29 protein-coding genes and 2 pseudogenes are annotated in these 25,346 nt (G+C 40.5%); 11 read left to right on the plus strand and 20 right to left on the minus strand.

Annotated elements, in window-relative coordinates:
* Positions 1–36 precede the first annotated feature (36 nt).
* The 12 genes and pseudogenes from rpsQ to J663_RS07125 form a co-directional block, all read right to left on the minus strand.
* A complete protein-coding gene (rpsQ, locus tag J663_RS07070; RefSeq protein ID WP_002116661.1) occupies positions 37–294 on the minus strand; it encodes a 30S ribosomal protein S17 in 258 nt (85 codons plus the stop codon).
* On the minus strand, positions 291–488 hold the full coding sequence (rpmC, locus tag J663_RS07075) for a 50S ribosomal protein L29 (RefSeq protein WP_000849928.1): 198 nt from the start codon (positions 486–488) through the stop codon (positions 291–293). Before rpmC ends, rpsQ begins: the two co-directional genes overlap by 4 nt.
* Positions 488–901 carry a 50S ribosomal protein L16 gene (rplP, locus tag J663_RS07080; protein ID WP_002049688.1) on the minus strand — a complete coding sequence of 138 codons (414 nt, stop codon included), beginning with the start codon at positions 899–901 and terminating at the stop codon, positions 488–490. Before rplP ends, rpmC begins: the two co-directional genes overlap by 1 nt.
* A pseudogene (gene rpsC / locus J663_RS07085) lies at positions 841–1,657 on the minus strand (30S ribosomal protein S3). The gene rplP and the pseudogene rpsC overlap by 61 nt, the downstream one beginning before the upstream one ends.
* Before the next feature lies 1 nt (position 1,658).
* The gene (gene rplV / locus J663_RS07090; RefSeq protein WP_001982638.1) at positions 1,659–1,988 is read right to left on the minus strand and encodes a 50S ribosomal protein L22; all 330 of its coding nucleotides are present in this window, start codon (positions 1,986–1,988) and stop codon (positions 1,659–1,661) included.
* An 11-nt stretch (positions 1,989–1,999) separates the two neighbouring features.
* A complete protein-coding gene (gene rpsS / locus J663_RS07095) occupies positions 2,000–2,275 on the minus strand; it encodes a 30S ribosomal protein S19 (protein WP_001138119.1) in 276 nt (91 codons plus the stop codon).
* Between the two features lie 13 nt (positions 2,276–2,288).
* Positions 2,289–3,113, minus strand: coding sequence for a 50S ribosomal protein L2 (gene rplB / locus J663_RS07100; protein ID WP_002049686.1), 825 nt, complete (start codon positions 3,111–3,113; stop codon positions 2,289–2,291).
* Between the two features lie 11 nt (positions 3,114–3,124).
* On the minus strand, positions 3,125–3,445 hold the full coding sequence (gene rplW, locus J663_RS07105; RefSeq protein WP_002049693.1) for a 50S ribosomal protein L23: 321 nt from the start codon (positions 3,443–3,445) through the stop codon (positions 3,125–3,127).
* Complete coding sequence (gene rplD / locus J663_RS07110; protein WP_002049755.1) at positions 3,442–4,044, minus strand: 50S ribosomal protein L4; 603 nt, start codon at positions 4,042–4,044, stop codon at positions 3,442–3,444. The genes rplW and rplD overlap by 4 nt, the downstream gene beginning before the upstream one ends.
* Before the next feature lie 11 nt (positions 4,045–4,055).
* Positions 4,056–4,694, minus strand: a complete 639-nt coding sequence (gene rplC, locus J663_RS07115; RefSeq protein WP_014207747.1) for a 50S ribosomal protein L3 — start codon at positions 4,692–4,694, stop codon at positions 4,056–4,058.
* 58 nt (positions 4,695–4,752) lie between these two features.
* Positions 4,753–5,064 (minus strand): 30S ribosomal protein S10, encoded by a 312-nt coding sequence (rpsJ, locus tag J663_RS07120; protein WP_000070912.1) that lies wholly within the window; start codon positions 5,062–5,064, stop codon positions 4,753–4,755.
* 253 nt (positions 5,065–5,317) lie between these two features.
* Positions 5,318–6,046: a type 1 glutamine amidotransferase gene (locus J663_RS07125; protein ID WP_002116949.1), complete on the minus strand. Its 729-nt coding sequence runs from the start codon at positions 6,044–6,046 to the stop codon at positions 5,318–5,320.
* Positions 6,047–6,214: 168 nt separating this feature from the next.
* On the opposite strand from J663_RS07125, the gene J663_RS07130 reads away from it, so the two are divergent.
* The 7 genes and pseudogenes from J663_RS07130 to J663_RS07155 all read left to right on the plus strand — a co-directional run bounded on the left by J663_RS07130 (position 6,215) and on the right by J663_RS07155 (position 12,380).
* A complete protein-coding gene (locus J663_RS07130; protein ID WP_033848798.1) occupies positions 6,215–7,405 on the plus strand; it encodes a PLP-dependent transferase in 1,191 nt (396 codons plus the stop codon).
* Between the two features lie 42 nt (positions 7,406–7,447).
* Positions 7,448–8,995 carry a helicase HerA-like domain-containing protein gene (locus tag J663_RS07135; protein ID WP_033848800.1) on the plus strand — a complete coding sequence of 516 codons (1,548 nt, stop codon included), beginning with the start codon at positions 7,448–7,450 and terminating at the stop codon, positions 8,993–8,995.
* A pseudogene (locus J663_RS19300) lies at positions 8,985–9,136 on the plus strand (hypothetical protein). Before J663_RS07135 ends, J663_RS19300 begins: the two are co-directional and overlap by 11 nt.
* A gap of 2 nt (positions 9,137–9,138) precedes the next feature.
* The gene (locus tag J663_RS07140; protein WP_014207751.1) at positions 9,139–9,903 is read left to right on the plus strand and encodes a globin domain-containing protein; all 765 of its coding nucleotides are present in this window, start codon (positions 9,139–9,141) and stop codon (positions 9,901–9,903) included.
* An 87-nt stretch (positions 9,904–9,990) separates the two neighbouring features.
* Positions 9,991–10,428, plus strand: a complete 438-nt coding sequence (locus J663_RS07145; protein ID WP_002116968.1) for an RrF2 family transcriptional regulator — start codon at positions 9,991–9,993, stop codon at positions 10,426–10,428.
* A 100-nt stretch (positions 10,429–10,528) separates the two neighbouring features.
* The gene (gene yihA / locus J663_RS07150) at positions 10,529–11,305 is read left to right on the plus strand and encodes a ribosome biogenesis GTP-binding protein YihA/YsxC (RefSeq protein ID WP_005067265.1); all 777 of its coding nucleotides are present in this window, start codon (positions 10,529–10,531) and stop codon (positions 11,303–11,305) included.
* 124 nt (positions 11,306–11,429) lie between these two features.
* Positions 11,430–12,380 carry a metal-dependent hydrolase gene (locus tag J663_RS07155; protein WP_081404663.1) on the plus strand — a complete coding sequence of 317 codons (951 nt, stop codon included), beginning with the start codon at positions 11,430–11,432 and terminating at the stop codon, positions 12,378–12,380.
* A gap of 44 nt (positions 12,381–12,424) precedes the next feature.
* Here J663_RS07155 and J663_RS07160 read toward each other — a convergent pair whose 3' ends face one another.
* Both J663_RS07160 and J663_RS07165 read right to left on the minus strand, forming a co-directional pair.
* Positions 12,425–13,690 carry a dicarboxylate/amino acid:cation symporter gene (locus J663_RS07160; protein ID WP_033849229.1) on the minus strand — a complete coding sequence of 422 codons (1,266 nt, stop codon included), beginning with the start codon at positions 13,688–13,690 and terminating at the stop codon, positions 12,425–12,427.
* Positions 13,691–13,799: 109 nt separating this feature from the next.
* The gene (locus J663_RS07165) at positions 13,800–14,672 is read right to left on the minus strand and encodes an acyl-CoA thioesterase (protein WP_002116924.1); all 873 of its coding nucleotides are present in this window, start codon (positions 14,670–14,672) and stop codon (positions 13,800–13,802) included.
* Between the two features lie 276 nt (positions 14,673–14,948).
* Between J663_RS07165 and plsB the strand changes: the two genes are divergently transcribed.
* Positions 14,949–17,522 (plus strand): glycerol-3-phosphate 1-O-acyltransferase PlsB, encoded by a 2,574-nt coding sequence (plsB, locus tag J663_RS07170; protein ID WP_033848804.1) that lies wholly within the window; start codon positions 14,949–14,951, stop codon positions 17,520–17,522.
* 46 nt (positions 17,523–17,568) lie between these two features.
* Here the strand turns inward: plsB and J663_RS07175 are convergent, their stop codons facing one another.
* Together J663_RS07175 and J663_RS07180 are read right to left on the minus strand one after the other, a co-directional pair.
* The gene (locus J663_RS07175; RefSeq protein WP_033849231.1) at positions 17,569–18,552 is read right to left on the minus strand and encodes a putative solute-binding protein; all 984 of its coding nucleotides are present in this window, start codon (positions 18,550–18,552) and stop codon (positions 17,569–17,571) included.
* A 79-nt stretch (positions 18,553–18,631) separates the two neighbouring features.
* Positions 18,632–19,447, minus strand: coding sequence for an NAD-dependent epimerase/dehydratase family protein (locus J663_RS07180; RefSeq protein WP_033848806.1), 816 nt, complete (start codon positions 19,445–19,447; stop codon positions 18,632–18,634).
* A 20-nt stretch (positions 19,448–19,467) separates the two neighbouring features.
* Between J663_RS07180 and recG the strand changes: the two genes are divergently transcribed.
* Positions 19,468–21,513, plus strand: coding sequence for an ATP-dependent DNA helicase RecG (gene recG, locus J663_RS07185; protein WP_005078352.1), 2,046 nt, complete (start codon positions 19,468–19,470; stop codon positions 21,511–21,513).
* Complete coding sequence (locus tag J663_RS07190; protein ID WP_033848808.1) at positions 21,506–22,135, plus strand: ComF family protein; 630 nt, start codon at positions 21,506–21,508, stop codon at positions 22,133–22,135. The genes recG and J663_RS07190 overlap by 8 nt, the downstream gene beginning before the upstream one ends.
* A gap of 1 nt (position 22,136) precedes the next feature.
* On the opposite strand, the gene J663_RS07195 is transcribed toward J663_RS07190, so the two are convergent.
* The gene (locus J663_RS07195) at positions 22,137–22,538 is read right to left on the minus strand and encodes an NUDIX hydrolase (RefSeq protein WP_033848810.1); all 402 of its coding nucleotides are present in this window, start codon (positions 22,536–22,538) and stop codon (positions 22,137–22,139) included.
* A gap of 14 nt (positions 22,539–22,552) precedes the next feature.
* On the minus strand, positions 22,553–23,134 hold the full coding sequence (locus J663_RS07200) for a TIGR00730 family Rossman fold protein (RefSeq protein WP_005067248.1): 582 nt from the start codon (positions 23,132–23,134) through the stop codon (positions 22,553–22,555).
* Between the two features lie 158 nt (positions 23,135–23,292).
* Between J663_RS07200 and J663_RS07205 the strand changes: the two genes are divergently transcribed.
* Positions 23,293–24,306 carry a magnesium and cobalt transport protein CorA gene (locus J663_RS07205; RefSeq protein ID WP_002116978.1) on the plus strand — a complete coding sequence of 338 codons (1,014 nt, stop codon included), beginning with the start codon at positions 23,293–23,295 and terminating at the stop codon, positions 24,304–24,306.
* A 73-nt stretch (positions 24,307–24,379) separates the two neighbouring features.
* Here J663_RS07205 and J663_RS07210 read toward each other — a convergent pair whose 3' ends face one another.
* Entirely contained in the window at positions 24,380–24,667 is a 288-nt protein-coding gene (locus J663_RS07210) for an STAS domain-containing protein (protein ID WP_005078357.1), read from the minus strand.
* 11 nt (positions 24,668–24,678) lie between these two features.
* Complete coding sequence (locus J663_RS07215; RefSeq protein ID WP_002116826.1) at positions 24,679–25,320, minus strand: MlaC/ttg2D family ABC transporter substrate-binding protein; 642 nt, start codon at positions 25,318–25,320, stop codon at positions 24,679–24,681.
* Positions 25,321–25,346: the final 26 nt, after the last annotated feature.

The following is a 25,346-nucleotide window of genomic DNA, read 5'->3' on the forward strand; positions in this document are numbered from 1 at the left end:
CTCGAAATTGACCGATGATGCAACAAGAACGTCGAATTACTCAGCAGCTGCTTCAACTACTTCCACTAAAGTCCAAGCTTTAGTTTTAGAAATTGGGCGGCTTTCTTTAATGGTCACAACATCGCCAAGTTTAGCAACATTGTTCTCATCATGAGCGTGTAACTTAGTTGAACGGCGAATTGATTTGCCATACAACGGGTGTTGAACGCGGCGTTCGATAAGAACAACAATAGACTTGTCCATTTTGTCGCTTACTACTTTGCCGGTTAACGTGCGGACTGTTTTTTCACTCATTGTCCGTTCCCCTGTTTTTCGGTAAGGAGTGTCTTAATACGAGCAATTGTCTTACGAGCAACTTGCACTTCATGCGATTTACCCAACTGACCAGTTGCTTTCGCCATACGAAGACGGAATTGATTAAGCTGTTGCTCATCAAGCAAAGCTTTCAACTCTTCTACCGATTTTTCACGTAGATCTTTAGTTTTCATTACATTACCGTCCGAGTCACGATAGTGGTTTTAAACGGAAGTTTAGCAGCAGCTAAAGCAAATGCTTCACGCGCTAATTCTTCGTTCACACCTTCAATTTCGTACAGGATCTTACCTGGTTGGATCTGGCAAACCCAGTACTCCACGCTACCCTTACCTTTACCCATACGCACTTCAAGAGGCTTTTGAGTAATTGGTTTATCCGGGAATACGCGAATAAAGATTTTACCACCACGCTTAATACGGCGGCTAATAGTACGACGTGCAGCTTCAATCTGACGAGCAGTCATACGACCACGTTCAGTTGCTTTGATTGCAATCGAACCAAATGATACTGTACTACCACGATGCGCTAGACCAGTATTACGGCCTTTGTGCACCTTACGGAATTTGGTACGTTTAGGTTGCAACATGGATTATTCTCCCTTGTCAGCAGCACGGTCACCGCGACGACCACGACGCTCTTGACCTTCACCACGACCACGACCACGTTTAGCTGGACGATCTTCAGCAGGAGCAGGGTTCATGACTTGTTTCATGCCACCTAAAATCTCGCCACGGAAAATCCAAACTTTAACACCAATCGTACCGTAAGTTGTTTCTGCACGCATAGTTGCATAGTCAATGTCTGCACGTAGCGTATGTAAAGGTACACGACCTTCACGATACCATTCTGTACGAGCAATCTCTGCACCACCTAAACGGCCAGACACTTCAACTTTGATACCTTTAGCACCAGCACGCATAGTGTTTTGAACCGCACGCTTCATAGCACGACGGAACATTACACGCTTTTCTAATTGAGAAGCGATTGCTTCAGCAACTAAACGCGCATCTAAGTCTGGGCGATCAATTTCGTTGATACTTACTTGCGCTGGAACACCCATAATGCTGGTAAGTTCGCGCTGTAATTTCTCAATATCTTCGCCTTTTTTACCGATTACGATACCAGGACGAGCTGTGCTAATAGTTACTTTAGCAGCGCCTGATGGACGTTCGATAAGAATGTTGCTTACCATCGCATTCTTAAGTTTTTTAGTTAAAAACTCACGAACTTGAAGATCTTTAAGCAAGTATTCAGCGTATTGTTTCGGATTCGCATACCAGTTAGCGTTATGACGTTTCACAACACCTAGGCGGATACCGATTGGATGAACCTTCTGACCCATATCAAACCCCTACCTTAACGGTGATGTGACAAGTACGCTTAGTAATACGATCTGCACGGCCTTTAGCACGTGGCATAATACGTTTAAGGCTCATGCCTTCGTCAACGTAAATCGTAGATACTTTAAGATCGTCAACATCTAAACTGTTATTGTGTTCAGCGTTTGCAATCGCAGATTCCAATGCTTTTTTTACTAAAACAGCAGCTTTTTTATTGCTGAAGTTTAAGATATTTAAAGCATGCGCAACAGATTTGCCGCGAATAAGATCTGCAACCAAACGTGCTTTCTGTGCCGAGATAGCGGCACCGCGTAATTTAGCAGTTACTTCCATCATGACACCTATTAACGTTTAGATTTCTTGTCAACACCGTGACCACGATAGGTACGAGTTGGCGCGAATTCACCGAGTTTATGACCAACCATATGCTCAGTAACAATTACTGGAACGTGGTTGCGACCATTATGAACAGAAATTGTTAAACCAACAAAATCTGGAAGGATCATCGAACGACGAGACCAAGTTTTAATCGGCTTGCGAGAGTTACTAGCAACAGCCGCTTCAACCTTAGCGAACAAGTGCGCATCGACGAATGGGCCTTTTTTCAGAGAACGAGGCATTAGTCAGATTCCTTTACTTGACGCGACGGTCGCGAATAATCATCTTAGTCGTACGCTTATTGGTACGTGTCTTGTACCCTTTAGCTTTTTGACCCCATGGGCTTACAGGTTGAATACCTTTGTTACGCCCTTCACCACCACCGTGCGGGTGATCAATCGGGTTCATCGCCATACCACGTACGGTAGGACGAACACCACGCCAGCGCGAAGCACCAGCTTTACCCAATGAACGAAGGTTGTTTTCTTGGTTAGAAACTTCACCAATTACAGCGCGGCATTCAACATGTACTTTACGCATTTCGCCTGAACGAAGACGAATAATTGCGTAAGAACCATCACGACCCAACAACTGAACAGAAGCACCAGCAGAACGCGCTAATTGCGCACCCTTACCAATTTTAAGTTCAACGTTATGAAGTGTAGAACCGATCGGCATATTACGAAGTGGCAAGCAGTTACCTGGACGAATTGGAGCATCGTTACCAGATTGTACTTTATCGCCAGCACGTAAGCCTTTAGGTGCGATGATATAACGACGCTCACCATCAGCATATTTCAACAAAGCAATATGTGCTGTACGGTTTGGATCGTATTCAATACGCTCTACAACAGCTGGGATGCTGTCTTTGTTACGTTTGAAGTCAACGATACGGTAGTGTTGTTTATGACCACCACCAACGTGACGAGTAGTAATGTGACCGTTGTTATTACGACCACCAGTACGTTTTTTAGCTTCAACCAACGGTGCGTAAGGAGCGCCTTTGTGAAGATGGTCATGAACCACTTTCTCTACAAAGCGACGTCCTGGAGACGTTGGCTTACATTTTTGAATCGGCATAATTTTCGTCCTTATTCCGCTGCGCTTTCAGCGGTATCGCCCAAGTCAGCCATTTCAACATCTTGGCCAGCTTTCAGGGTGACGTATGCTTTTTTAACATCAGAACGGCGTCCCAATGTACGACCAAAGCGCTTAGTCTTACCTTTAGTAATAGTTGTGTTAACTTTAACAACTTCTACACCAAAAAGTTTTTCAACTGCTTTTTTGATTTCAAGTTTAGTAGCATTGATGTCTACTTTAAATACTTGAACACCAACAGTATCACCTAATACTTGTGCCTTTTCTGAGAAGACTGGTCCTTTTAGGACTTGATAGATACGTTCGTTGTTCATCCGAGTTCTACCTCAATTTTCTTAGCAGCAGCTACAGACATCACAACTTTATCAAACGCGATCAAGCTTACAGGATCGATTGCAGTTGCATCTACCACATCTACATGCGGAAGGTTGCGTGCTGCAAGATATAAGTTCTCATCTACAGCGTCAGTAACGATTAATGCACGAGCAGCATTTAAGTCGTTAAGCTTTGCAAGCAATTCTTTAGTTTTTGGAGCTGCAACTGCAAACTCTTCAACTAATACAAGACGATCTTGGCGAACAAGTTCAGCTAAGATACATTGCATTGCACCGCGGTACATCTTACGGTTTACTTTTTGAGACCAATCTTGTGGACGAGCAGCAAAAGTTTTACCACCGCCAACCCAGATAGGGCTACGAATAGAACCCGCACGAGCACGACCAGTACCTTTTTGACGGAATGGCTTCTTACCACCGCCAGAAACGTCTGCACGTGATTTTTGAGCACGAGTACCTTGACGACCACCTGCTAAGTAAGCAGTAACAACTTGGTGTACAAGAGCTTCGTTAAATTCACGTCCGAAAGCAACTTCAGACAATTCAACAGCAGAGCCGGAAACAGTTTTCAAATTCACGGTATTTCCCCTCAGGCCTTGATGGTAGGACGTACAATCACGTCACCGCCAGTTGCACCAGGAATTGCACCTTTAACAACTAAAACAGAACGTTCAGCGTCAATAGATACGATTTCAAGACCTTGTACTGTTACGCGTTCGTCACCTAAGTGTCCAGCCATTTTCTTGCCTTTGAACACGCGTCCAGGAGTCTGGTTTTGACCTGTAGAACCTAATACACGGTGAGAAACTGAGTTACCGTGAGTAGCGTCTTGAGTACGGAAGTTCCAACGTTTAACACCACCTTGGAAACCTTTACCTTTTGATTGACCAGTTACGTCAACAATTTGACCAACTGCGAACAAATCAACGCCAATAGTACCGCCAACTTCACGGCCTTCAAGCTCAGCTTCAGTAACACGGAACTCTTTAACTAAACGACCAGCAGCAACACCAGCTTTCGCGAAGTGACCTTTCTGAGCGTTAGTTACGCGAGATTCGCGACGTTCACCAGTAGTTACTTGAACAGCTTGATAACCATCAGTTTCAAGTGTTTTGATTTGCGTAATGCGGTTTGGATCGACTTCGATGACTGTAACAGGTACAGAAACACCTGCATCTGTGAAGATGCGAGTCATACCACATTTGCGACCGACTAAACCAATAGCCATGTGCATAAACCTCTAAAAAAGCGGCCTAATTAACTTAGAAGTTAATCAACCGAAAGCCTTAACCCAAAGCGATCTGAACATCAACCCCAGCCGCAAGATCTAATTTCATCAATGCATCAACAGTTTTATCTGTAGGTTGAACGATATCGATCAAACGTTTGTAGGTGCGGATTTCGTACTGGTCACGCGCATCTTTGTTAACGTGCGGTGAAGTAAGAACGTTGAAGCGTTCGATGCGAGTAGGCATCGGAATTGGACCACAAACTTGTGCGCCAGTACGCTTAGCGGTTTCTACGATCTCTTGAGCAGATTGATCAATCAGACGATGATCAAAAGACTTCAAACGGATACGAATTCTCTGGTTAGACATACCAGTAAACTCCAAGCCAAACATATAAAGAATCACCCTTGACGCATCTCACCCATTGGTAAGTGTCAAAGGCAGTGAAAATCACTAAGGTCATGATCGATGCCACGACTGTAATGCACATTTACTACTTTCTTCGCAGTAAATGCCCCTCTTTTTGAGGGTCGCCCATTATAACGATTGTTTAAGTCTTATGCAATTCTCTTTTTCTATTTTTTGTTCAAAACGCACTTTAACCTAGTATTCTCAACTCACTCTAGGCATTTATGACAAATTCAATCGCTTTATTTAAGAGTTGATTACCTTGTTCAAATTTTTGTGCTTCTGAATATTGCAGTTCACTCACAGGCTGAACATATTCCCCATTAAAAATAGATAGCTCTTCTTCATTTTCAAGCAAGAGTTCTAACGTTGCTGGTGTCATTTCTGGATGAAATTGAAAACCAAGCACATTTTTTCCAATTTGATACATCTGATTACGACAAGCTATATTCTCGGCTAAGTGTATAGCACCTTTGGGTATTTCAAATGTTTCGCTATGCCACTGCATCACCTTTATCTTTTCAGGCAATGGAAAGCTGTCTTGAGGTAAATTTGCTACCCTTTGAACTGTCGACCAGCCAAGTTCCTGATAGCGGTTTCGACTGACTGCGGCGCCTAGCGCATTAGCAATTAGCTGCCCACCCAAACAGAGACCTATAGCAGGCTTTCCTGCTGCTAAATAACGACGCAACCATCTTTTCTCTATCTTAAGCCATGGATAATTCGCCTCATCATTTACACTCATGGTGCCACCCATGACTAATAATAAGTCAACCTCATCAATTTGTGGTAAAGCTTCTATTTCAAGTGACCGATCAACCGGAAGTGCAAAAAACTCCGTAGAACTAATAGTCGCGTGGTGAGCTTTTAAAAATGAATAACAACTCCCAAAACCCTCACCCGCGATATGTTGAAAATAATGAACTCTTAAATGCGACTTCATGCGCTTAAACCTATTGTTGTTAGAATGTTGTAGTGGTCTTTGCAAAAATAAAGCCAAGTTTTTGTTTTATAGGTCTACTGTAACGAAACGTCTTACAAAACTTTATAAATCTAGCGAAGAATTTAAATTTCTCTTAATCTAACTTTATCATTTAAAACATAACGCACTATGAAAAAGCATAACGATTTCCAGACTCGTCTCATTCATGCCCCAAGAAAGGCTCCGCAATTCATTGAAACAGTGCAACCTCCCTTATTTCGCGCATCAACCATTATTTTCAAATCAACTTCGCACCTTTTTGATCGTCACTGGACTGATAAGTACGACTATAGCTATGGAACACATGGCACCCCTACCACATTCACCTTAGGCGACAATATTGCGCAAATTGAAGGTGGTTTGCATTGTTTGCTTGCACCGAGTGGCCTATCCGCAATTAATATTGTGAACTCAGCATTTTTAAGCACTAATGATGAAGTATGGGTTCCAGACAATATTTACGGGCCAAATCTAGAACACTTAACTTATCTACAAAGCCAATATGGCATTATTGTTAAAGTATATAACCCTATTGACGCTGCAAGTTTTCAACCCACCGAAAGAAGTAAACTATTATGGTTAGAAGCTGCAGGTTCAGTTACTTTAGAATTCCCTGATCTTAAAAATCTAGTCAAGAAAGCTAAAAAGCATGGTGTATTGACTGTTCTAGATAATACTTGGGGAGCTGGGCTTGCGTTTAATGCTTTTAATTTTTCTGATGAACATCTATCAGTCGATTTAACCGTTCACGCACTAACAAAATATCCAAGTGGTGGTGGTGACATTTTAATGGGCAGCATTGTAACTCGTGATGAGAAACTTCATCACCGCCTATTCCGCACACATGCCATTTTAGGCATCGCAATCTCTGGAGATGATGCGGCTCAAGTTCAACGTAGCCTTGCTCATATGTCTTTACGCTATGAACAACAGTCAGCCAATGCTCATACTCTACTTAAATGGCTAAAGAACCAGCCTCAATTTGCACAAGTTCTACACCCAAGTGATGAATCCTCACCAGGCCATCAATATTGGCAAGAGATCTGTATAGACGGTCAAAGTGCTGGCTTAGTGAGTGTTATTTTTAAACCTGAATATGACATTACAGCAGTACGTCGTTTCTGCGATGCATTAGAGTTATTTAAGCTCGGCTTTAGCTGGGGTGGACCTGTTAGCCTGATTATGCTTTATGATTTAAAAATGATGAGAAAACTTGAGAATACACATTTACAACAAGGATTATTGGTTCGATTCTGTATAGGACTAGAAGATCCGCAAGATTTGATACAAGATATCGAAAATGCACTGAAACAACTGTAAAACGACAAGATTATAGTGACTCAAACCATAGGATAAAAATATATGGGTACACCGATTGTTATTGCTAAAAATATTAAGGACACATCAAAAGAAATTGTTTTACTTCCCCAGTTTGCTAACCGTCATGGACTTATTGCAGGCGCGACAGGTACAGGTAAAACAGTTACGTTAAAAGTTCTAGCAGAGAGTTTCTCTCGAATCGGTGTGCCGGTATTTCTTGCCGATGCTAAAGGCGATGTTTCGAGTCTTGCAAAAGCTGGTGAAGCTTCGGATAAATTTAATGAACGCTTAAAACTTTTACAAATTGATAGTGTTCCATTCGCAGCGAACCCAGTTGTTTTTTGGGATTTATTTGGTCAGCAAGGTCATCCTATCCGAACCACCATTTCTGAAATTGGGCCAATTTTATTAGCACGCATACTAAACTTAAATGATACCCAAGAAGGTGTTTTATCTGCTGTATTCCGTATTGCAGATGACCAAGGTTTACTTTTAGTCGACTTTAAAGATTTAAAAGCCATGATCACTTTTGTGAGTGAACATGCAGCTGAATTTAAAGCCGAGTATGGCAATTTATCTCCAGCCAGCCTAGGTGCCATTCAGCGCAACTTACTCGCTCTTGCCGACCAAGGTGGAGAACAGTTCTTTGGGGAACCAGCTTTAAATATTCTGGATTTTATCCAAACCGATGCAAACGGACACGGTTATATCAATATTCTTGCTGCTGACAAGCTCATGAATACGCCTAAGTTATATGCCACTTTCCTCTTATGGATGCTTTCAGAGTTATTTGAACAGCTACCAGAAGTGGGTGATATGGATAAGCCTAAACTCGTGTTTTTCTTTGATGAAGCTCACTTGTTATTTGATAATGCTAGCCAAGCACTCCAAGACAAAATTGAACAAGTGGTACGTTTAATCCGCTCCAAAGGGGTGGGTATCTACTTTATTACTCAAAACCCACTCGATTTACCCGAAAGCGTTCTGGGTCAACTTGGTAATCGCGTTCAACATGCATTACGCGCATTCACCCCTAAAGATCAAAAAGCTGTAAAAACCGCAGCAGACACTTTCCGTGCTAATCCCGAGTTTAAAGTTGATGAAGCTATTACCCAACTAGGTGTTGGTGAGGCATTAATTAGCTGTCTAGATGAGCAAGGTACGCCACAGATTGTAGAACGTGGTTGGGTTATGCCTCCGTACTCTGCATTTACACCGATCACTCCAGAAGAGCGTCAGACTTTAATCTCGCAAAGTATTATTGCTGGGGTTTATGAACAAGCTGTAGATCGTGATAGTGCCTATGAAATGCTACAGAATAAAGTTGCTGAACGCGAACAACAGCAGCAAGACGCCGAACTTGCAAAACAACAAGCTAAAGAACAAGAAACTTTAGCAAAACAGCAAGCTAAAGAGCAGGAACGTTTGGCACGTGAGCAATTAAAAGAGGAAGAAAGAGCAGCCCGTGAACGAGCTAAACTCACACAAGACATTGTTGGAACTTTTGCCAAAAGTGCTGCACGCAGTTTAGGAGGAAGTACCGGCCAAAAACTCGTAAGAGGCTTGCTCGGCACTTTATTTGGTAAATAAAAATATTAAAAAAATTGAGTTAATTTTAGGGGATTTTATATCCCCTAATTTTTTTATGGTTTTTATAAAAAAGTTATTGCCATTAATTTTTTAAAGATGTATTTTAAATACATCTTATATAGCCAGATAAATAAGGTCTAGCCATGACTCCACAACAAATTGAACTTGTTAAATCTACTGTACCGGTTTTACGTGAACACGGCGTTACGCTGACTACATACTTTTATAAGCGCATGCTTAATAACAATCCCGAGTTAAAAAATGTTTTTAATTTAGATGACCAAACCAGCTTACGTCAGCCACGTGCTCTTGCAGCTGCTGTGCTTGCTTATGCAGAAAATATTGAGAACCCTACTGTTCTAGCTAAAGCGGTAGAACGCATCACCACTAAACACGTGAGCTTAGATATTCAACCAGACCAATATGCAATTGTTGGAGACAACTTGCTTCATTCAATTAGTGAAGTACTCAACGTGCCATTCGAATCAGAGCTTATTGAAGCGTGGAAACAAGCATACTTACAGTTGGCTGATATCTTGATTGGTGTTGAAAAACAAAAATATGAGCAACTTGAGAGCTTAAAAGGTGGATGGGCTGGCTGGCGTTCATTTGAAATTACTCAAATTGATCCTTTGGAATCTGGCAAACGCTTCACTTTAAAAGCAACTGACCATGAAGACGTACTGACTAGCCCAGCAAATGCTTTTATTTCTGTTAAAGTACAAGTTCCCGAACAACAACTTGAACAACCGAAAGCTTTTAAATTTACTGAAGCTCAAGAAGATAACTCGTATCACTTTGAAGTGCAGCCTGAAGAAAATCATACAGAGTTTTCGGTTGCTAATATTTTACTTGAGCATTATAGAGTGGGTGATCAAGTACAGGTTTCAGCCCCTTTAACGCTGTAATGTAAAAACCTCTTGCCTGAAAGTTTTCTTATTTAGACTTTCAGGCTAAGATGATCATCCTTTTAATCTCTTCCATTTTTGGTGATCATGCAGCTTAATAAATTTACCGATTATGCATTACGACTCTTAATGTATGTTGCACGCCCAAGTGATGCACCCTACACGATTGCAGAAATCGCGAAAGATTTGCATGTTTCACAAAACCATCTAGTTAAAGTTGTTCACTTCATGGGCAAGCAGGAATGGATTATTACCATTCGTGGAAAAGGCGGCGGAATTCGCTTAAATCCAGATGCACTTAACTCAAATTTAGGTTCAATCGTTCGAATATTACAGGGCGACAATCAAATCGTTGAATGTAATACACCACCTTGTGTATTACGCAGTCACTGTGGTTTAAAAGGTATTTTAGATCAGGCTTTAGAGAGTTTTTATCAAAGCCTAGACCAATACACACTCGGAGAAGTTTTGCAGCAATCAAAATCTGCTCCTGCCAACTCCCCTATTGCATTTTTACAAATCTAAGCTCTACTGATTTTGATAAGTCGACTTATTGAAAATTAGCAAGAATACCCAAGCTCCTTTATACTAGGCGCGAGCCCTCTCATTTAAAAAGTTATTTTTTATGCGTCGTAGTGAAAAATCGAAAGACACCAAAGCCAGACTCGCACCCAAGCAAAAGATCAGCTATGAAAAGAAACCAGACCCAGCGATCACGGCATATGCTGTGCAATCACTCAACTGGTTACGCCAAGCTGAGTTTCTAATGAGTGCACCTAAATTGGCACTTTGTGTTGAAGATAGTGGCTACGAGATCGCTTTTGCAGGACGCTCAAATGCCGGTAAGTCCAGTGCTATCAATGCACTAACCAACAAAAAACAACTCGCGCGCGCCTCTAAAAAACCTGGCCGTACCCAGATGATTAACTTCTTTAGTCTCGGCAACCCCGATCAACGTTTAGTCGATCTTCCCGGCTATGGCTATGCAGCCGTACCTGAAGATATGAAACGAGTATGGCAAAAAGAATTAGAGAACTATTTAATCCATCGTAAAAGCTTACAAGGCTTAGTATTACTAATGGATATTCGCCATCCTCTACAGCATTTCGACATGATGATGCTAGAGTGGGCTTATTCACGTCATCTCTTTGTTCATATTCTCTTAACGAAAGCAGACAAACTTAATCGTGGCCCTGCAAACAAAGTGCTATTAGAAGTTAAGCAACAACTGAAAAAAATGAAGCTTGATTTCTCGATTCAACTTTTCTCATCACTTAATAAATTAGGTTTAGAAGAGCTAGCAAGTGTTATGGCTGGACGCCTGCATTTTACGCTTGATCAAGAGCCGGAATTTGACGTTGACGCGATCCCTGAAGCATCAGATGAGGATGCTGAAGAGTAAATCGTCAAAACAGATACAATTTCTTTATTAAATTTATTTTCAAATTGGCCCCTATTGCTAAACACAAATGTAGGGGCTTTTTTTATACTCGTTATAACTTCATCGAGTTAAAAATCAGGACTAAATGATGAAATTGTTATCTTTTTTGAAGAACAAGGCTTTAGGTTCTTCTATTGACTATAAAATTCTTCCACGTAAAGTAAAATTTGACTGGAAAGATACCCCTGTGGACTGGATTCCAAATCAGCCTTTTGCAAGTTATTTTATTAATGAAATTAATAACATTTTACCTGCTGGAGAGTTCTGGTTTTGCCGTTTGTACAATAAAGTTTTACCACAAATTAAAGATGAAAAACTTAAACAGGATGTACAAGCATTTATTCGACAGGAAGCTATGCATGCCAATGCGCATACTTCGGCCAATAAAGAATATTTAAGTGCACGTAATATTGATATCCAGCGAAATCTGGACATTATGAATTATCTATTTACTACTGCCTTAGCAGATAAACCATTTGATAAAGAAGTCCCTCAATTTCTACAAGGGCAATGGGATCTTTTCCGTTTAGGCGTTATTGCAACTGTTGAGCATATGACCTGTGTATTAGGGAAATATGCACTCTATAATACGCGTTGGGAAGAATTAGGTGCTGACCCTGAAATGGTCGATCTGGTTAAATGGCATGGTTCAGAAGAAATTGAACACCGTACCGTTGCTTTTGATTTATACCGCCATTTGGGTGGTGGATATATTCCACGCTACTATTTAAGTCTTGCAGTGATTGTACTGGTGCTTGGATTATGGGTAGATGGCGCTGCACATATTATGAAACAAGATCCACGTTTTGCTGATGCAGCTAAATCCAGATTTTTCCCAGTATGGGTTGCTGTAGAATGGCTTAAGATTAGTCGCAAAGATAACCAAGTGCTACCAAATCCATTCTGGCTGATTGCCCAACAAATTGATTACCTCATGCCTTGGTATGATCCAGTTAAAGAAGGCAGTACTGAAGATGCGGTAAGTTATTTATCTCAATCTCCAGCAGCAAAAAGAGCCGAGTTACAAGCAGCTTAAAAATAAAAAAGCAGGATTTTAAATCCTGCTTTTTTATTGAATGATCAGATACTGATATCTTTTTCTTTAGTATATCGATCTACAACCACACTAATCATCATATCGCCCTGAACATTTACCACTGTTCTTACCGTATCCAATAAACGGTCAATCGGAAGTAAAATTGCAATCGCTTCGGCTGGCAAGCCTACAGACTGTAAAACCATAATCATGGTGACCATACCAGCACTCGGAATTCCAGGTGCACCCAGTGATGCAATCATTGCTGTTAAACACACAATAATTTGTTGTGTCAGGTTTAAGTCTAGCCCCACCAAATTTGCGACAAACAATGCAGCGGCTGCTTCATATAAAGCCGTACCATCCATATTAAGCTGTGTACCTAAAGGAATTACAAAACCAGCTGTTTGCGGACGAACACCTAAGTTTTCCTGTGCGCATTTCATACTAAGAGGCATTGTGGCAGAACTAGAGCTGGTTGCAAATGCTGTAATTAGCGCTGTACGTGTTCCTTTGAAAAAAGTCCAAGGACTCATGCGGCCAAAAATCCAAAGTAGTAACGGTAAAACAACAGCACCATGAAAAATGGTAGTCCCTGTCACTACAACAGCAAACTCAGCCAAACGACTGAGTACTGAAATATCTTCCGTTGCCATTAACTTTGCTAATAAAGCAAAAATACCCAAAGGCGCTAGCTTCATTACCCAGCCGACTAGCATCATCATCATTTCAAAAAATTGATGACTTAATACACGAATACTTTTAAAACGCTCACCGCCATGGACTAAAGCAACACCAACAAATAGCGCAAACACCACAACAGCTAAAACGTTACCATCGCTGAATGCTTTAAATGGGTTAATTAATGTATTTTGAATAAAATTAGTGAAAAAACTTGCAGGATTTAAACTATCTGGCGCCTGATAGTTTTGCATAGACGTTTGGAAAATAGAGATATCTATACCACGCCCTACTTCAAATAGATGAGCACAACTTATACCTAAAATTAAAGCCAATGTTGTTGTGGTCAAACAACATAAAAAGGTAATTTTCCAGACTGGACCTAACTGCCCCCCCGCCTGCAAATTAGAAACACCCACAACAATCGAGCTAAAAATCAAAGGCACCAACAACATTTTAAGCAGCCCAATAAAGACACTACTTAATATGCCTAACCCATATAAACTATGTTTTACAAACGCAGTATCGGGATACAACGTTAATATAAAACCAAAGGCTAAGCCTAAAATGGCCGCAATAAGAATTTGTGTGTTTAAGTTCATATCAGCATTATTTTTTTCAGTTGGCAATCCTTTTGCAAATATGACATGAGCGCGCTTTTCATACGAGCAATTTTTTGTCACATCGTTTCAATTAAAAATAAAAAAGCCATCTGATGAGATGGCTTTATAAATAAGTTTATTGCGTTTCAATTTCCCGCAAACGAATTAAACCCTCTTGCACGGTACTGCATACCAACTGACCATTTTGCCACATACGGCCAAAGTTCAAGCCGCGAGAAGCTGCGCTAACGGTTGCTTCCATATCGTAAAGCATCCATTCATCAGCACGCAGCGGGCGATGGAAATAGATGGCATGATCAATACTCGCACACTGCAAACTTGGAGAAATATAGCTAAGCCCATGCGGTCTCAAAGCAGTTGTCATTAAGGTAAAGTCTGAATAAAACGCAACAATTGCTTGATGCAAAGCAATATCATCTAATTGTTTTGGAATACGGTCATGTGTGCGGATATAGTGCGCATTATAAGGAGCTTCAGGTTGAGGCTGAAACGGATTTACCGGATCAATTGGGCGAATTTCTACATGGCGCTCACGCATGAAACTAGCACGAACATTTTCAGGTACGAAATTTAAAATACCTTCTTTGAGCTCATTTTCAGATTTAAGAGTCTCTGGTGCAGGATACTCTGGCTCTTGATGTTGATAGTTCAAGCCTTCTTCGGGGTTAGCAAAAGAAACCATCGCCGAAAAGATAACTCGTCCGTGTTGAATGGCACGAACCTGACGACTTACGAAACTTTTCCCATCACGTAAACGGTCTACTTCATAAATAATTGGGGCATTAATATCGCCGCCATATAAAAAATATGCATGCAAAGAATGCGCTGGGCGATCGGTTGTATAAGATGCCGCACGTAAGGCCTGCCCCAAAACCTGCCCACCAAAGACACGTTTACCGACAAGATTACGGCTTATGCCACGGTAAATATTTTCTTCTAGCTTCTCTAAAGTAAGAAGATCGACAAGTTCTTGGGTTAACGCATTCATGAGAGATACCTTCATATTTCAGGTAAAAAATCGTATTAAAGTACAGATGTGTAGAATCTATTGTGCCATAAAAAACTATTTGAACATGGAACAATCAGTCAACTTCTGACGAAGATTGCTCATATAACAGCTAAAAATACGATTTTTAACGATAAAATATGCCAAAAGCATTATAATTTATAAGAAAGTAGCATATTGTTTTTTTTAATAAATGCCGCAAAATAATTACCCTCTGCATTTGGTGCTGGGATTTGTCTTTAAGAAGTAGGAGTTCTTATGTCCAAGAGTGGGTTTGGTCAAATGTATCGTCGGCTTTCGAGTAAACTACTTGACCTCGTGGTAACACCACATGTTCTTGGGGAAGTTCCTACTGAACCAGTATCAGAAACAACAGAAACAGAAGCAAAAACTGACCGCCAAAAAGTGGTTTGTTACGTCTTACAAAACCACTCTCGAAGCAATGCTTTAGTGGTTGATGGAGAAACGCGTCGTTTAAATTTAAAACCTGCGTTAGACCCACTCATTGTGGGTACTCATCAGGAAAAAGCATCAGTTTTATTTTTACAGCACAATGATGAAAATAATTTACTGAATCCGCCTCCTCATGCTTTTCCACCACGCTTATTAAAACTGATTGAAGTTTTACAAGAAAATCCTGAACTTGATATAGAGCTTGTTCCGGTTACAGTTTTATGGGGCCGTTCGCCAGATAAAGAAGATTCTTGGTTTAAATTATTATTTTCAGACACATGGGCAACACCAAGCACAGTTAAGCAGCTGGTTAATATTGGTTTGCATGGCCGTCAGTCTTATTTAGAGTTTCATGAACCACAATCGCTACGTGAATTGGTTGAATATGCACAGCAGCATTATCCAAATCTTTCACCAGCAACTTATATTGTAAGTACGTTAAATGATTATTTAGACCGTCAGCGTGAAGTCGTGTTAGGCCCCGATTTGTCGGATCGCCGCAATGTCATGCAATCGGTTGTTAAATCTCGTGATGTGCAAGAAGCAATCCGCCGTGAAAGTATTCGCGGAAAAGTGAGCATGCTTGAAGCTGAACGCCGTGCGATCGGCTATGTGAATGAAATCGTATCGGATTATTCACACTCAGCAGTGCGCTTTGCCGATCTTGCCTTAACACGCCTATGGACCCAGCTTTATGACGGCGTAGAGGTGCATAACTTTAGTACCGTTCGTGAACTAGCGAAAGACTATGAAGTTGTCTACACACCTTGCCACCGCAGTCACATTGACTATTTACTATTGTCATATGTCATCTATAAACGTGGCTTAATGGTTCCGTATATTGCTGCAGGCGATAACTTAAACTTACCTTTCGTTGGTCAGCTTTTACGTGGTGGCGGTGCATTCTTCATTCGTCGCTCTTTCCGTGGAAATGGGCTCTACACTACTGTATTTAAAGAATATCTATATAGTATTTTGTCACGCAACACGCCACTTGAGTACTTTATTGAAGGTGGACGTTCACGTACTGGACGTTTATTACCGCCTAAAACTGGTATGCTTGCCATGACAGTTCACAGCCATTTACGTGGCCGTGCCAAACCGATCGTTTTCTTACCAACTTATATTGGTTATGAACGACTCATGGAAGGCTCAACTTACGTAGGCGAAATGCAAGGTAAGCCAAAAGAAGCCGAATCTATTTTTGGTATTGTGAAAACCTTACGAAAAATTGAACGTATCTTTGGTAAAGTCCACGTGAATTTTGGTGAACCCGTTTTCCTTGATGATCTGCTTAAGCAACATAATGCAGAAAACGTTTATATCGAGAAAAATGACGACCCAATTCCTCAAGCTGTTTCAGATGCAGTAAATAGCTCTGCACATGCAATTTTAGAAAATATTAACCGAGCTGTGGTGATTAACCCTGTTTCTTTACTTTCTATTATTTTGCTTGCGACTCCAAAGCATACGCTTGATGAAGAAATTTGTATTAAGCAGCTAGAAGCTTATCGTAACTTGGCATCGAACTTCCCATATGACCAACGTATGGAAGTAACGCCACTTTCTGGTAAAGAAATTATTGCGTATGGTTTAAAGCTTAAACTCATTAAACGCGTTCAGCATGCGCTTGGCGATATTATTGCGATTGAAGATAACCAAGCTGTTCTTCTGACTTACTTCCGTAATAACATCTTGCACGCCTTTGTTTTACCTTCATTAGTGGCATCGCTTGTTGAGCATAATGGAAAAATCAGTCGTTCAGATTTAACTAATGTCATCTATACGCTCTATCCATTCTTGAAAGCTGAGTTATTCCTTAAATGGAAGAGCAGCGAGCTTAAAGCACAAGTTGAGCAATATGCAGATGCTCTAGTTCAATCTAACCTTATTCAACAAGACGATGAAGGTAACTTGGTTAGCTCTGCGCCAAATACAGAAGAGCATAATCAGCTTGTTGTTTTAGCAACGCCAGTTAAGCAAAGTCTTGAGCGCTACTACATGACACTTGCGCTCATTACTCAACGTGGTTCAGGTAATATCTCTGCTAAACAAGTTGAAGAATTAAGTCATTTATTAGGACAACGTTTATCAGTTCTATATGAATTTAATTCGCCAGAGTTCTTCGATAAAGCTTTATTCCAAAGCTTCTTAAAAGTACTTACGCAGCAAAATTACATTCGCACTAACGATCAAGGCCAAATTGAGTTTGATGACAACTTCCGTCAAATGGCTGCTGGCGCACAGTTGGTGCTTGATGAAGTAACCTTGCAAATGTTGCAGCACATCACTACCTTTACTGACGAAGAATTGAAAGATGCTCTTGAAGCAATGGCATCTCAACAAGCTAAACGCCGTTTAAAACGCAAAAAAGCTTAAAGTCTTCAGTCAAAATAAAAGGCAACTTCGGTTGCCTTTTATTTTATTAGCGAATTGGACATTCAAAATAACGTGGATCGTCCATACAACGTAAGCGCTTCATAAGCTGAACGAAATAAGCATCGTAATAACCTGAAAGAACGTACTGATTACGTATTTTGGCAACCATTACGTCATAACTTTGCTTCTCATAAAAAGAGACATCTACCCAATAATAAGCAGGTAAATGATTTTCCCATTGTGTCGCACGATTCGTCAGCAATTGGCTATTTTGAACGAACCATCCTCGAATTTTTCGGCCAAAATTAGCAGGATAAGCTTGCGGCTTAATAATTAAATTGACACCGAAATATGCTAAAGGAAAATTAATGACTTGAGTATCTGGTCCAAATTCTTTTTTTAAGTTATACGGCAATAATCCATACACTGGGGCAGCAATAATATCGATTTTATTTTGCTTAAACTGCGCAATCGCGTTAGATAAATCGACATAGACTGGCTGAGCACCTACACTTCGTACCAGTGCTTGTTGTGGTGGATTGTTGGGTAGCACCCCAATACGCTGATTTCTTAATTGAGCGACTCTAGAGAGGTTCTTATTTTTTAGAACCATGTAAGCAGTTCCAATTGGAATCATTCCTATAGCTTCATAATTCTTAGAAACTAACCTTTTCTCGATTGTAGGATGATTTAAAAGCTGCAAAAAGCTTTTGGCCGTACGGTTATTAGGAATAAGCCCTATACCCGCGGTACTTCCCATAAATTGGCTATAACGATAAGTATTGAAATTGGATGCAGCTAAACCTGAACATTTTCCATCATCAAAGGCTTGTATGGCCTGCTGTTCTTTTTGATAGGTAACCACTTTAAATTTGACTTGGTATTGCTGGGCATAAAGTCGAATGTCATTTAAACGGCGAGTAATATCCCCTTGGGACCCGATAGGATCATAGGCACACCACACCTGATCCTCAGCCCAACTCGCAACAGCTGTTACGCTCAAGATAAGAGCTAAACAAATTTTTTTCACTTTCAACCTTTTTATCTTTATCGGCAATTTGACTGCCTCATCAGGTATTTATGTTCTTATTTAAAGTTTAATCAAAATTTCATTTAGTGCTATGAACATTTAAACATAATAAATAGTCATTAAAGCAAATTGGATGTTCCAACTGAAAACCTGTTGTAGATAAATGTTTTGCATAAATTCTTTTACCTGAAATTTGGTTTGATTCTAAAGTTAATTCTGGCAAACCCAATTGTTTTTGAAACCACGCGATAACTTCGTGCAGAGGTAATGGTTGATTATTAGTCACAATATAGCTTGCTTGATGATTTGCATAATCAGCCATAAAAGCCAAAAATCTTGCTAAATCATCAATATGTATTCGATTGCTATAATGTATATTTGGATAACTTTGATGATTTTCAGCCATTTTCTTTAAACGGGCAATGGAAGTTCCATAAATACCTGTCGGGCGAATAATTATAGATTGAGTTGGATAATGTTTTTGCCAGAGTAGCTCCATATTACGCAATATATTGCCTTGAGCATCATTTGGATGAATTTCACTAAAATCATCAATGATCTCCCCTGCATTTTCACCATACACCCGCGTAGAAGAGACAACAATTATTTTTTTTACTGGATGTATTTTTAATGCTTCTCGAATCGGTTCAATACTATCTACATAAGTATGTTGATAGCCCTCAACCGTACTCTCGCTTGGAGAAAGTAAAATATATACGACATCTACAGGTTCAATTTTACTTAAGTCGAGCGTAAAAATATCCTGAACAAGATGTGTTGCGTAACTATCCGTTTTTACACTACGGCTGATTGTGGTAATTTGATGTTCTTTCTCAAATAGTTGTTTAGCAACACGCTGAGATGTTTTACCATAACCGATAAATAATATATGCATAGAAAACTCGTTGAGGGGACATGACTTCAGTCCATCAGTTACAAGGCGTTGGATCGGCTTCAGCAGCCCTGCTCGAAAAACTAAATATTTTTACCACAGATGATTTACTGTTTCATCTGCCACGTGATTATGAAGACCGAAGTACGATTATTCCAATGAATCAACTTGTGGTTGGGCGGAGCTATTTACTCGAAGGTGAAGTCAAATCAATTGATTTCCCTCCGGGAAAACGAAAATCTATGGCAGCCTTGGTGCAAGATGAATTCGGTAAAGTCACCTTACGCTTTTATCATATTTATAAAAACCTGACTGATAAAATAAAACCCGGTCATCGCTTACGTATTTTTGGTGAAGTCCGCGTAGGTGCTCGTGGCCTTGAGATGTATCATCCTGAAATTCAGCTCATTCATGAACATACGCCTCTACCAAAAACTCAGCTTACAGCAATTTACCCAAGTACGGATGGATTAACTCAACCCAAATTACGCGAATACGTTAAACAAGCTTTAAAGCATCATAGCGACGCCTTACCAGAGCTACTCCCAAAGCAATATACCAATGGCTATGCGCTTAAAGAGGCTTTGTATTACATTCATGAGCCTCCTGTGGATGCCAACATGCTGCAATTGGCTCAAGGCTCGCACCCTGCACAGCAACGGCTTATTTTTGAAGAGTTGGTTGCGCACCAAATTAGTTTACTTAATCGCCGTGCTTATATTCGACAAATTGCCTCACCTGCATTTTCAAGCAGTAAAGTATTAGCTAAAAAACTATTAGAAGCTTTACCATTTCAAATGACCAATGCACAAAAACGTGTATCTAAAGAAATTTTAAATGACTTAAAACAACACCAACCTATGCTACGTTTAGTACAAGGCGACGTAGGTGCTGGAAAGACCCTAGTTGCAGCTGTAGCCGCTTGCCATGCTTTAGAAGCAGATTGGCAGGTTGCATTAATGGCTCCGACTGAAATTCTTGCAGAACAGCATTATTTAAACTTTAAACGTTGGTTTGAACCATTAGGTATTACCGTGGCATGGTTATCTGGCAAACAAAAAGGTAAAGCCCGTGCCCAAGCAGAACAACAGATTAAAGAAGGCCACGCGGAACTTATTGTCGGTACCCATGCCTTATTTCAAGACAATGTTGGCTTCGCTAAATTAGGGCTAGTGATTATTGATGAACAACATCGTTTTGGTGTAGACCAACGTTTAGCTTTACGCAATAAAGGTGCTGAGCAGTTCACTCCACATCAACTCGTGATGACAGCCACTCCGATTCCAAGAACTCTAGCAATGAGTGCTTATGGTGATTTAGACACATCTATAATTGATGAGTTACCTCCAGGCCGTACCCCAATTCAAACAGTTACGATTCCTCTTGATCGTCGAGAAGAAGTACTCCAACGTATTGCTTCGAATTGTAGAGATGGGAAACAGGCCTATTGGGTATGCACATTGGTTGAGCAGTCTGAGACTTTAGACGCTCAAGCAGCGGAAGCAACTTACCAAGAGATGAAAGAGCGCTTTCCTGAGCTCAACATTGGCTTGGTGCATGGCAAAATGAAAGCCGATGAAAAGCAAGCCGTCATGCAAGCATTTAAAAATAATGAATTACAACTTCTTATCGCAACAACAGTGATTGAAGTTGGAGTAGACGTTCCTAACTCTTCTATTATGGTCATTGAAAATGCCGAGCGTTTAGGGCTTTCTCAGCTACACCAATTACGAGGTCGCGTAGGTCGAGGCGCTCAAGCTAGTTTTTGCGTACTTTTATATAAAACCCCTCTCTCTCAAAATGGACAAGAGAGACTTTCTATTTTAAGAGAAAGTAATGATGGCTTTGTTATTGCGGAAAAAGATCTGGAATTACGCGGACCAGGTGAATTACTAGGGACTAAACAAACTGGGGATATGGGATTTAGGGTGGCCCGATTAGAGCGAGATGATCATCTACTGAGTCAAGCCCACTATGTGGCACAGCAAGTTTTAAAAGATTATCCAGAACAGGCAGATGCTCTATTAAAACGTTGGCTTCCTGAGGCGCCTCGCTACGCCTATGTTTAATTTTTTAAACTTCCAACATCTTATTCAGTTATTTTCACCTTGCTCATTGTGCGAGTTAGGCACGCGAGAAAAATACTCGCTCTGTAAAGACTGCTGGGAACAGCTACCTTGGCTTAAACAAACGATTCAACGTAATAATCACTCTGTTCTTGTGGCCTGTAATTATGCTTATCCAGTTAACCGGATTATTCAGCAGTTTAAATATGAACAAAAGTTACATTATCAAATCTTATTAGGTGAAATTTTAAAACAATTAAAATTTCCCAAGGTACAAGCTATTGTACCCATGCCTATTTCCAATCAGCGTTTAATCGAGCGTGGTTTCAATCAATCATTACTACTTGCCAATATCTTAAGCAGACACTTAAAAATACCTGTTTGGCAACCAATCCAACGTTTAAACGAGCACTCTCAAAAAGGACTTACTCGGCTAGAACGCTTTGAAAATATAGAACAACAATTTTTACCCCATCATCAAGAGAAACGACGTTATCGCCGCGTTCTCATTATTGATGACGTGATAACCACAGGAAGCTCTGTTCATGCGCTCAGTCAAGCCCTTAAACAATTAGGCTGCACATCCATTCATACGGCGTGCCTAGCGGCAACACTAAAGAGTTAAGCTATTGCACCGTAGATAAATACTCTTCACACCAAGGAATGACAATTTCTCGGGTCAATGGTGCAAGTTGAGTTTCCGAATCATTTAAATCTATCCACTTCATTTCTGCAATTTCGGCTGCAATTTTAGGTGCTTGGTCGAGCTGAACAAGATATAAATGACTCACCAGAATATGATCTGGCTCATTGGCAGCTGCTGTTTCGAAATGACCAATAAATTGCTCAATTACACAAGAGCTCCCGACTTCTTCTAAAATTTCTCGCTGCATGGTGATCTCTGGGGCCTCATTAGGTTCTAGCTTGCCACCCACTTGCATAAAAGTGTGTGTATTACGCTTTCTTACAAGCAACAACTGATTTTGCTCATTTAAGATCACTGCGGCAGCGACCGTAATTGTTTTCACCTATTTAACCTCGTTTATGGTTGGACATCTGCGTTTGTCCATTTTGGAGCAGGAGCCTGATATTGCTCGAATTGCTGAAGAATATCTTCAATTTTGTCTGATGCGATCAATTTATCAACGAACCGTGCTTGGCTGAATCCATTATCCACCGTTCCTTGAATCATTTTAAGTAAATCTTCATAAAAGCCCGCTACATTTAAGAAAGCACATGGCTTTTGATGAATCCCTAATTGCGCCCACGTCCATTGTTCAAAGATTTCTTCCAATGTACCAGCGCCACCCGGCAAAGCAATAAAGCCATCTGAAAGATCCGCCATCTTGGTTTTACGCTCATGCATATTTTCAACCACATATAATCTGGTTAAACCCGGATGAGCTAACTCACGATCAACTAAAGCACGAGGGATCACGCCAATGACTTGTCCACCTGCTTGTAAAGCGCTATCGGCCACCACACCCATTAGGCCTGAGCGACCACCACCATAAACCAAGGTCTTCCCTTGTTTTGCAATAGCCTCGCCTGTAGCTTGGGCAATTTTTTGGAAAATTGGGTTTGAACCAAGAGATGAACCACAGAAAATACAAATTGATTTCATAGTGTAAAAAACCGTTTTATTGAACTGTCATGCTGACAAACTAAACTATCGATAGAGTTTTTTTTTGCAAAATAGCGTATTGGCAAGTGTTTTTCGGCAAATCCTTGTCTAAAATACACCCATCCATTTCCATCAGACTGCGTGAGGAAAAAAGACACATGCTTGAAGCCTTTTATGCCACAGAACGCGGAAGTCTGGAAGATGCCACCATCAATGGTGGATTTGATCTACATCCCGAATTAGTCTGGCTTGATCTTATTGCACCCTCGCAAGAAGAGCAACAATGGGTATTAGATGCCTATGACCAAAATTTACCAACACTAAAGTCGCTTGAAGACATTTCATCTTCTGCACGATTTTACCGTGATGATGACGGTATTTTGCACATCAGTACTTATTTTTTAACGAAAAATAAAAATTATCAGGTGGATGGCGACGCTGAAGAGTCATCACATATGCTTGCCATGGTGCAAACGGTCGCTTTCATTTTACATAAAGACCGCCTCTTTACGATGCGCGGAGAAAAACTAGTTGCGTTTCGTGCCTTTCGTGCCCGTGCTCGCCGAAATGACTATGACATGGACTATAAAGATCCTACTTGGATCTTATTAGGCCTTCTTGAAGCAAAACTCGATGAGCTTGCGGATATCTTAGAAGATATCCACAAAGATTTAGAAAAATACTCCACAGAGGTTCTTAATAACCACCAACGTGAAAAAATTCTAGATCTCGATGACATGATTACACGCCTAGCTCAACAAGAAGACATGCTAGGAAAAGCACAGCTTTGTCTCATTGACTTACGACGTGTACTTACTTTCTTATCACGTCCACGTGCTTTAGGCAGTCATATTTATGATGCAGACATTCGAGAGCTCAGTGAAGATGTGCGCTCACTGGTAGAACATGATGCGTTCTTATTCCAAAAAGTACGATTCTTACTTGATACAACTTCTGGATTCATTAACACTGAACAGAATGATACGATTCGTCGATTCTCGATCTTACCAAGTATGTTAGCTCCTCCAATGCTTATTGCCAGTATTTATGGCATGAACACAGACGTATTACCTTTTGCACATGGTACGACCAGTTTCTTCGTTGTTTTGCTGATTATTATGGGTTTCTTTATTGGGCCGATCATTTATTTCCGCTGGAAAAAATGGATCTAAGCTTTGTAATAAAATGCTAATTTCGAGCATAAAAAAGCACCTAAATATAGGTGCTTTTTTTACATCAAAAACATCAGATCATTTGCAGATCATCCTGCAAATGACAGGCTTGAATGATCTTCAGCATTTTTTCAGGGACATTTTTAAAATGCAAACCAGTATTTTTTGGAGTCTCTCGTAACCATTGAACTAAAACAGCCAATGCCAAAGTACTACCATGCTCAAGCTCAGTTAAATCCACCACAAGTGGGAAGCTTTGCTGCTTCTTTATGATAGCTAAACCTGCTTGATACTGTTGTTCCGCATTTTCAAAATCAATTTTTCCCGAAACAACCAATTGTTGGTTGAGATACTGAACCACACGTCACCTACTTATTTCTTTTTGTTTTGATTAACAGCTGCGTCTGCATCAGGTTGGAAAGTTGCAATTGCTTTATTTAAATCACCGCCATTGCGTTTCACTGTTGCAGCAAACTGATTACGGAACTGTAATCCTAGATCAATACCAGAAACATTGATATTACGGATTTTCCATTGAGTACCTTTGTCAGCCAACTGGAAAGAAACAGGAATTTTTTCACCATTGTGATTAAAGTCCAATGTCACTACAGGGTTTTTACCCGCAGTTGCCTTGTAAGGACGCATGGTATAGCTTTGATTTGTATATTTAGCAAATGCGCTACCGTAATTTTCAATTAATGTATTACGGAAGTTTGTTTCAAACTGAGCACGCTGTGCAGCTGTACTATACTGATTCGTCGCATAAGTACCCATCACAATACGAGTGAACGCTTGTGAATCAACATATGGGTCTAAGTTCTGACGTACAATTGATTTTACTAAAGCAGGATTGTTCTGCAACTTAGCATGATCTGCTTTTAAACGAGCGATCAAGCCATCAGCAACACGCTTGATAAAATCAGGTGGTGCTTCTGAAGGTGCAGCAAAAGCTGTACCTGCAATCATAGTAGACAAAAGACTTGCTGTCAGGGTTTGTTTAAACAACGTATTCACCTGGAACCACTCCTTCAAATAAACTC

The organism is Acinetobacter sp. 826659 (assembly GCF_000588515.1).
In the GTDB taxonomy this organism is placed as follows: Bacteria; Pseudomonadota; Gammaproteobacteria; order Pseudomonadales; family Moraxellaceae; genus Acinetobacter; species Acinetobacter pittii.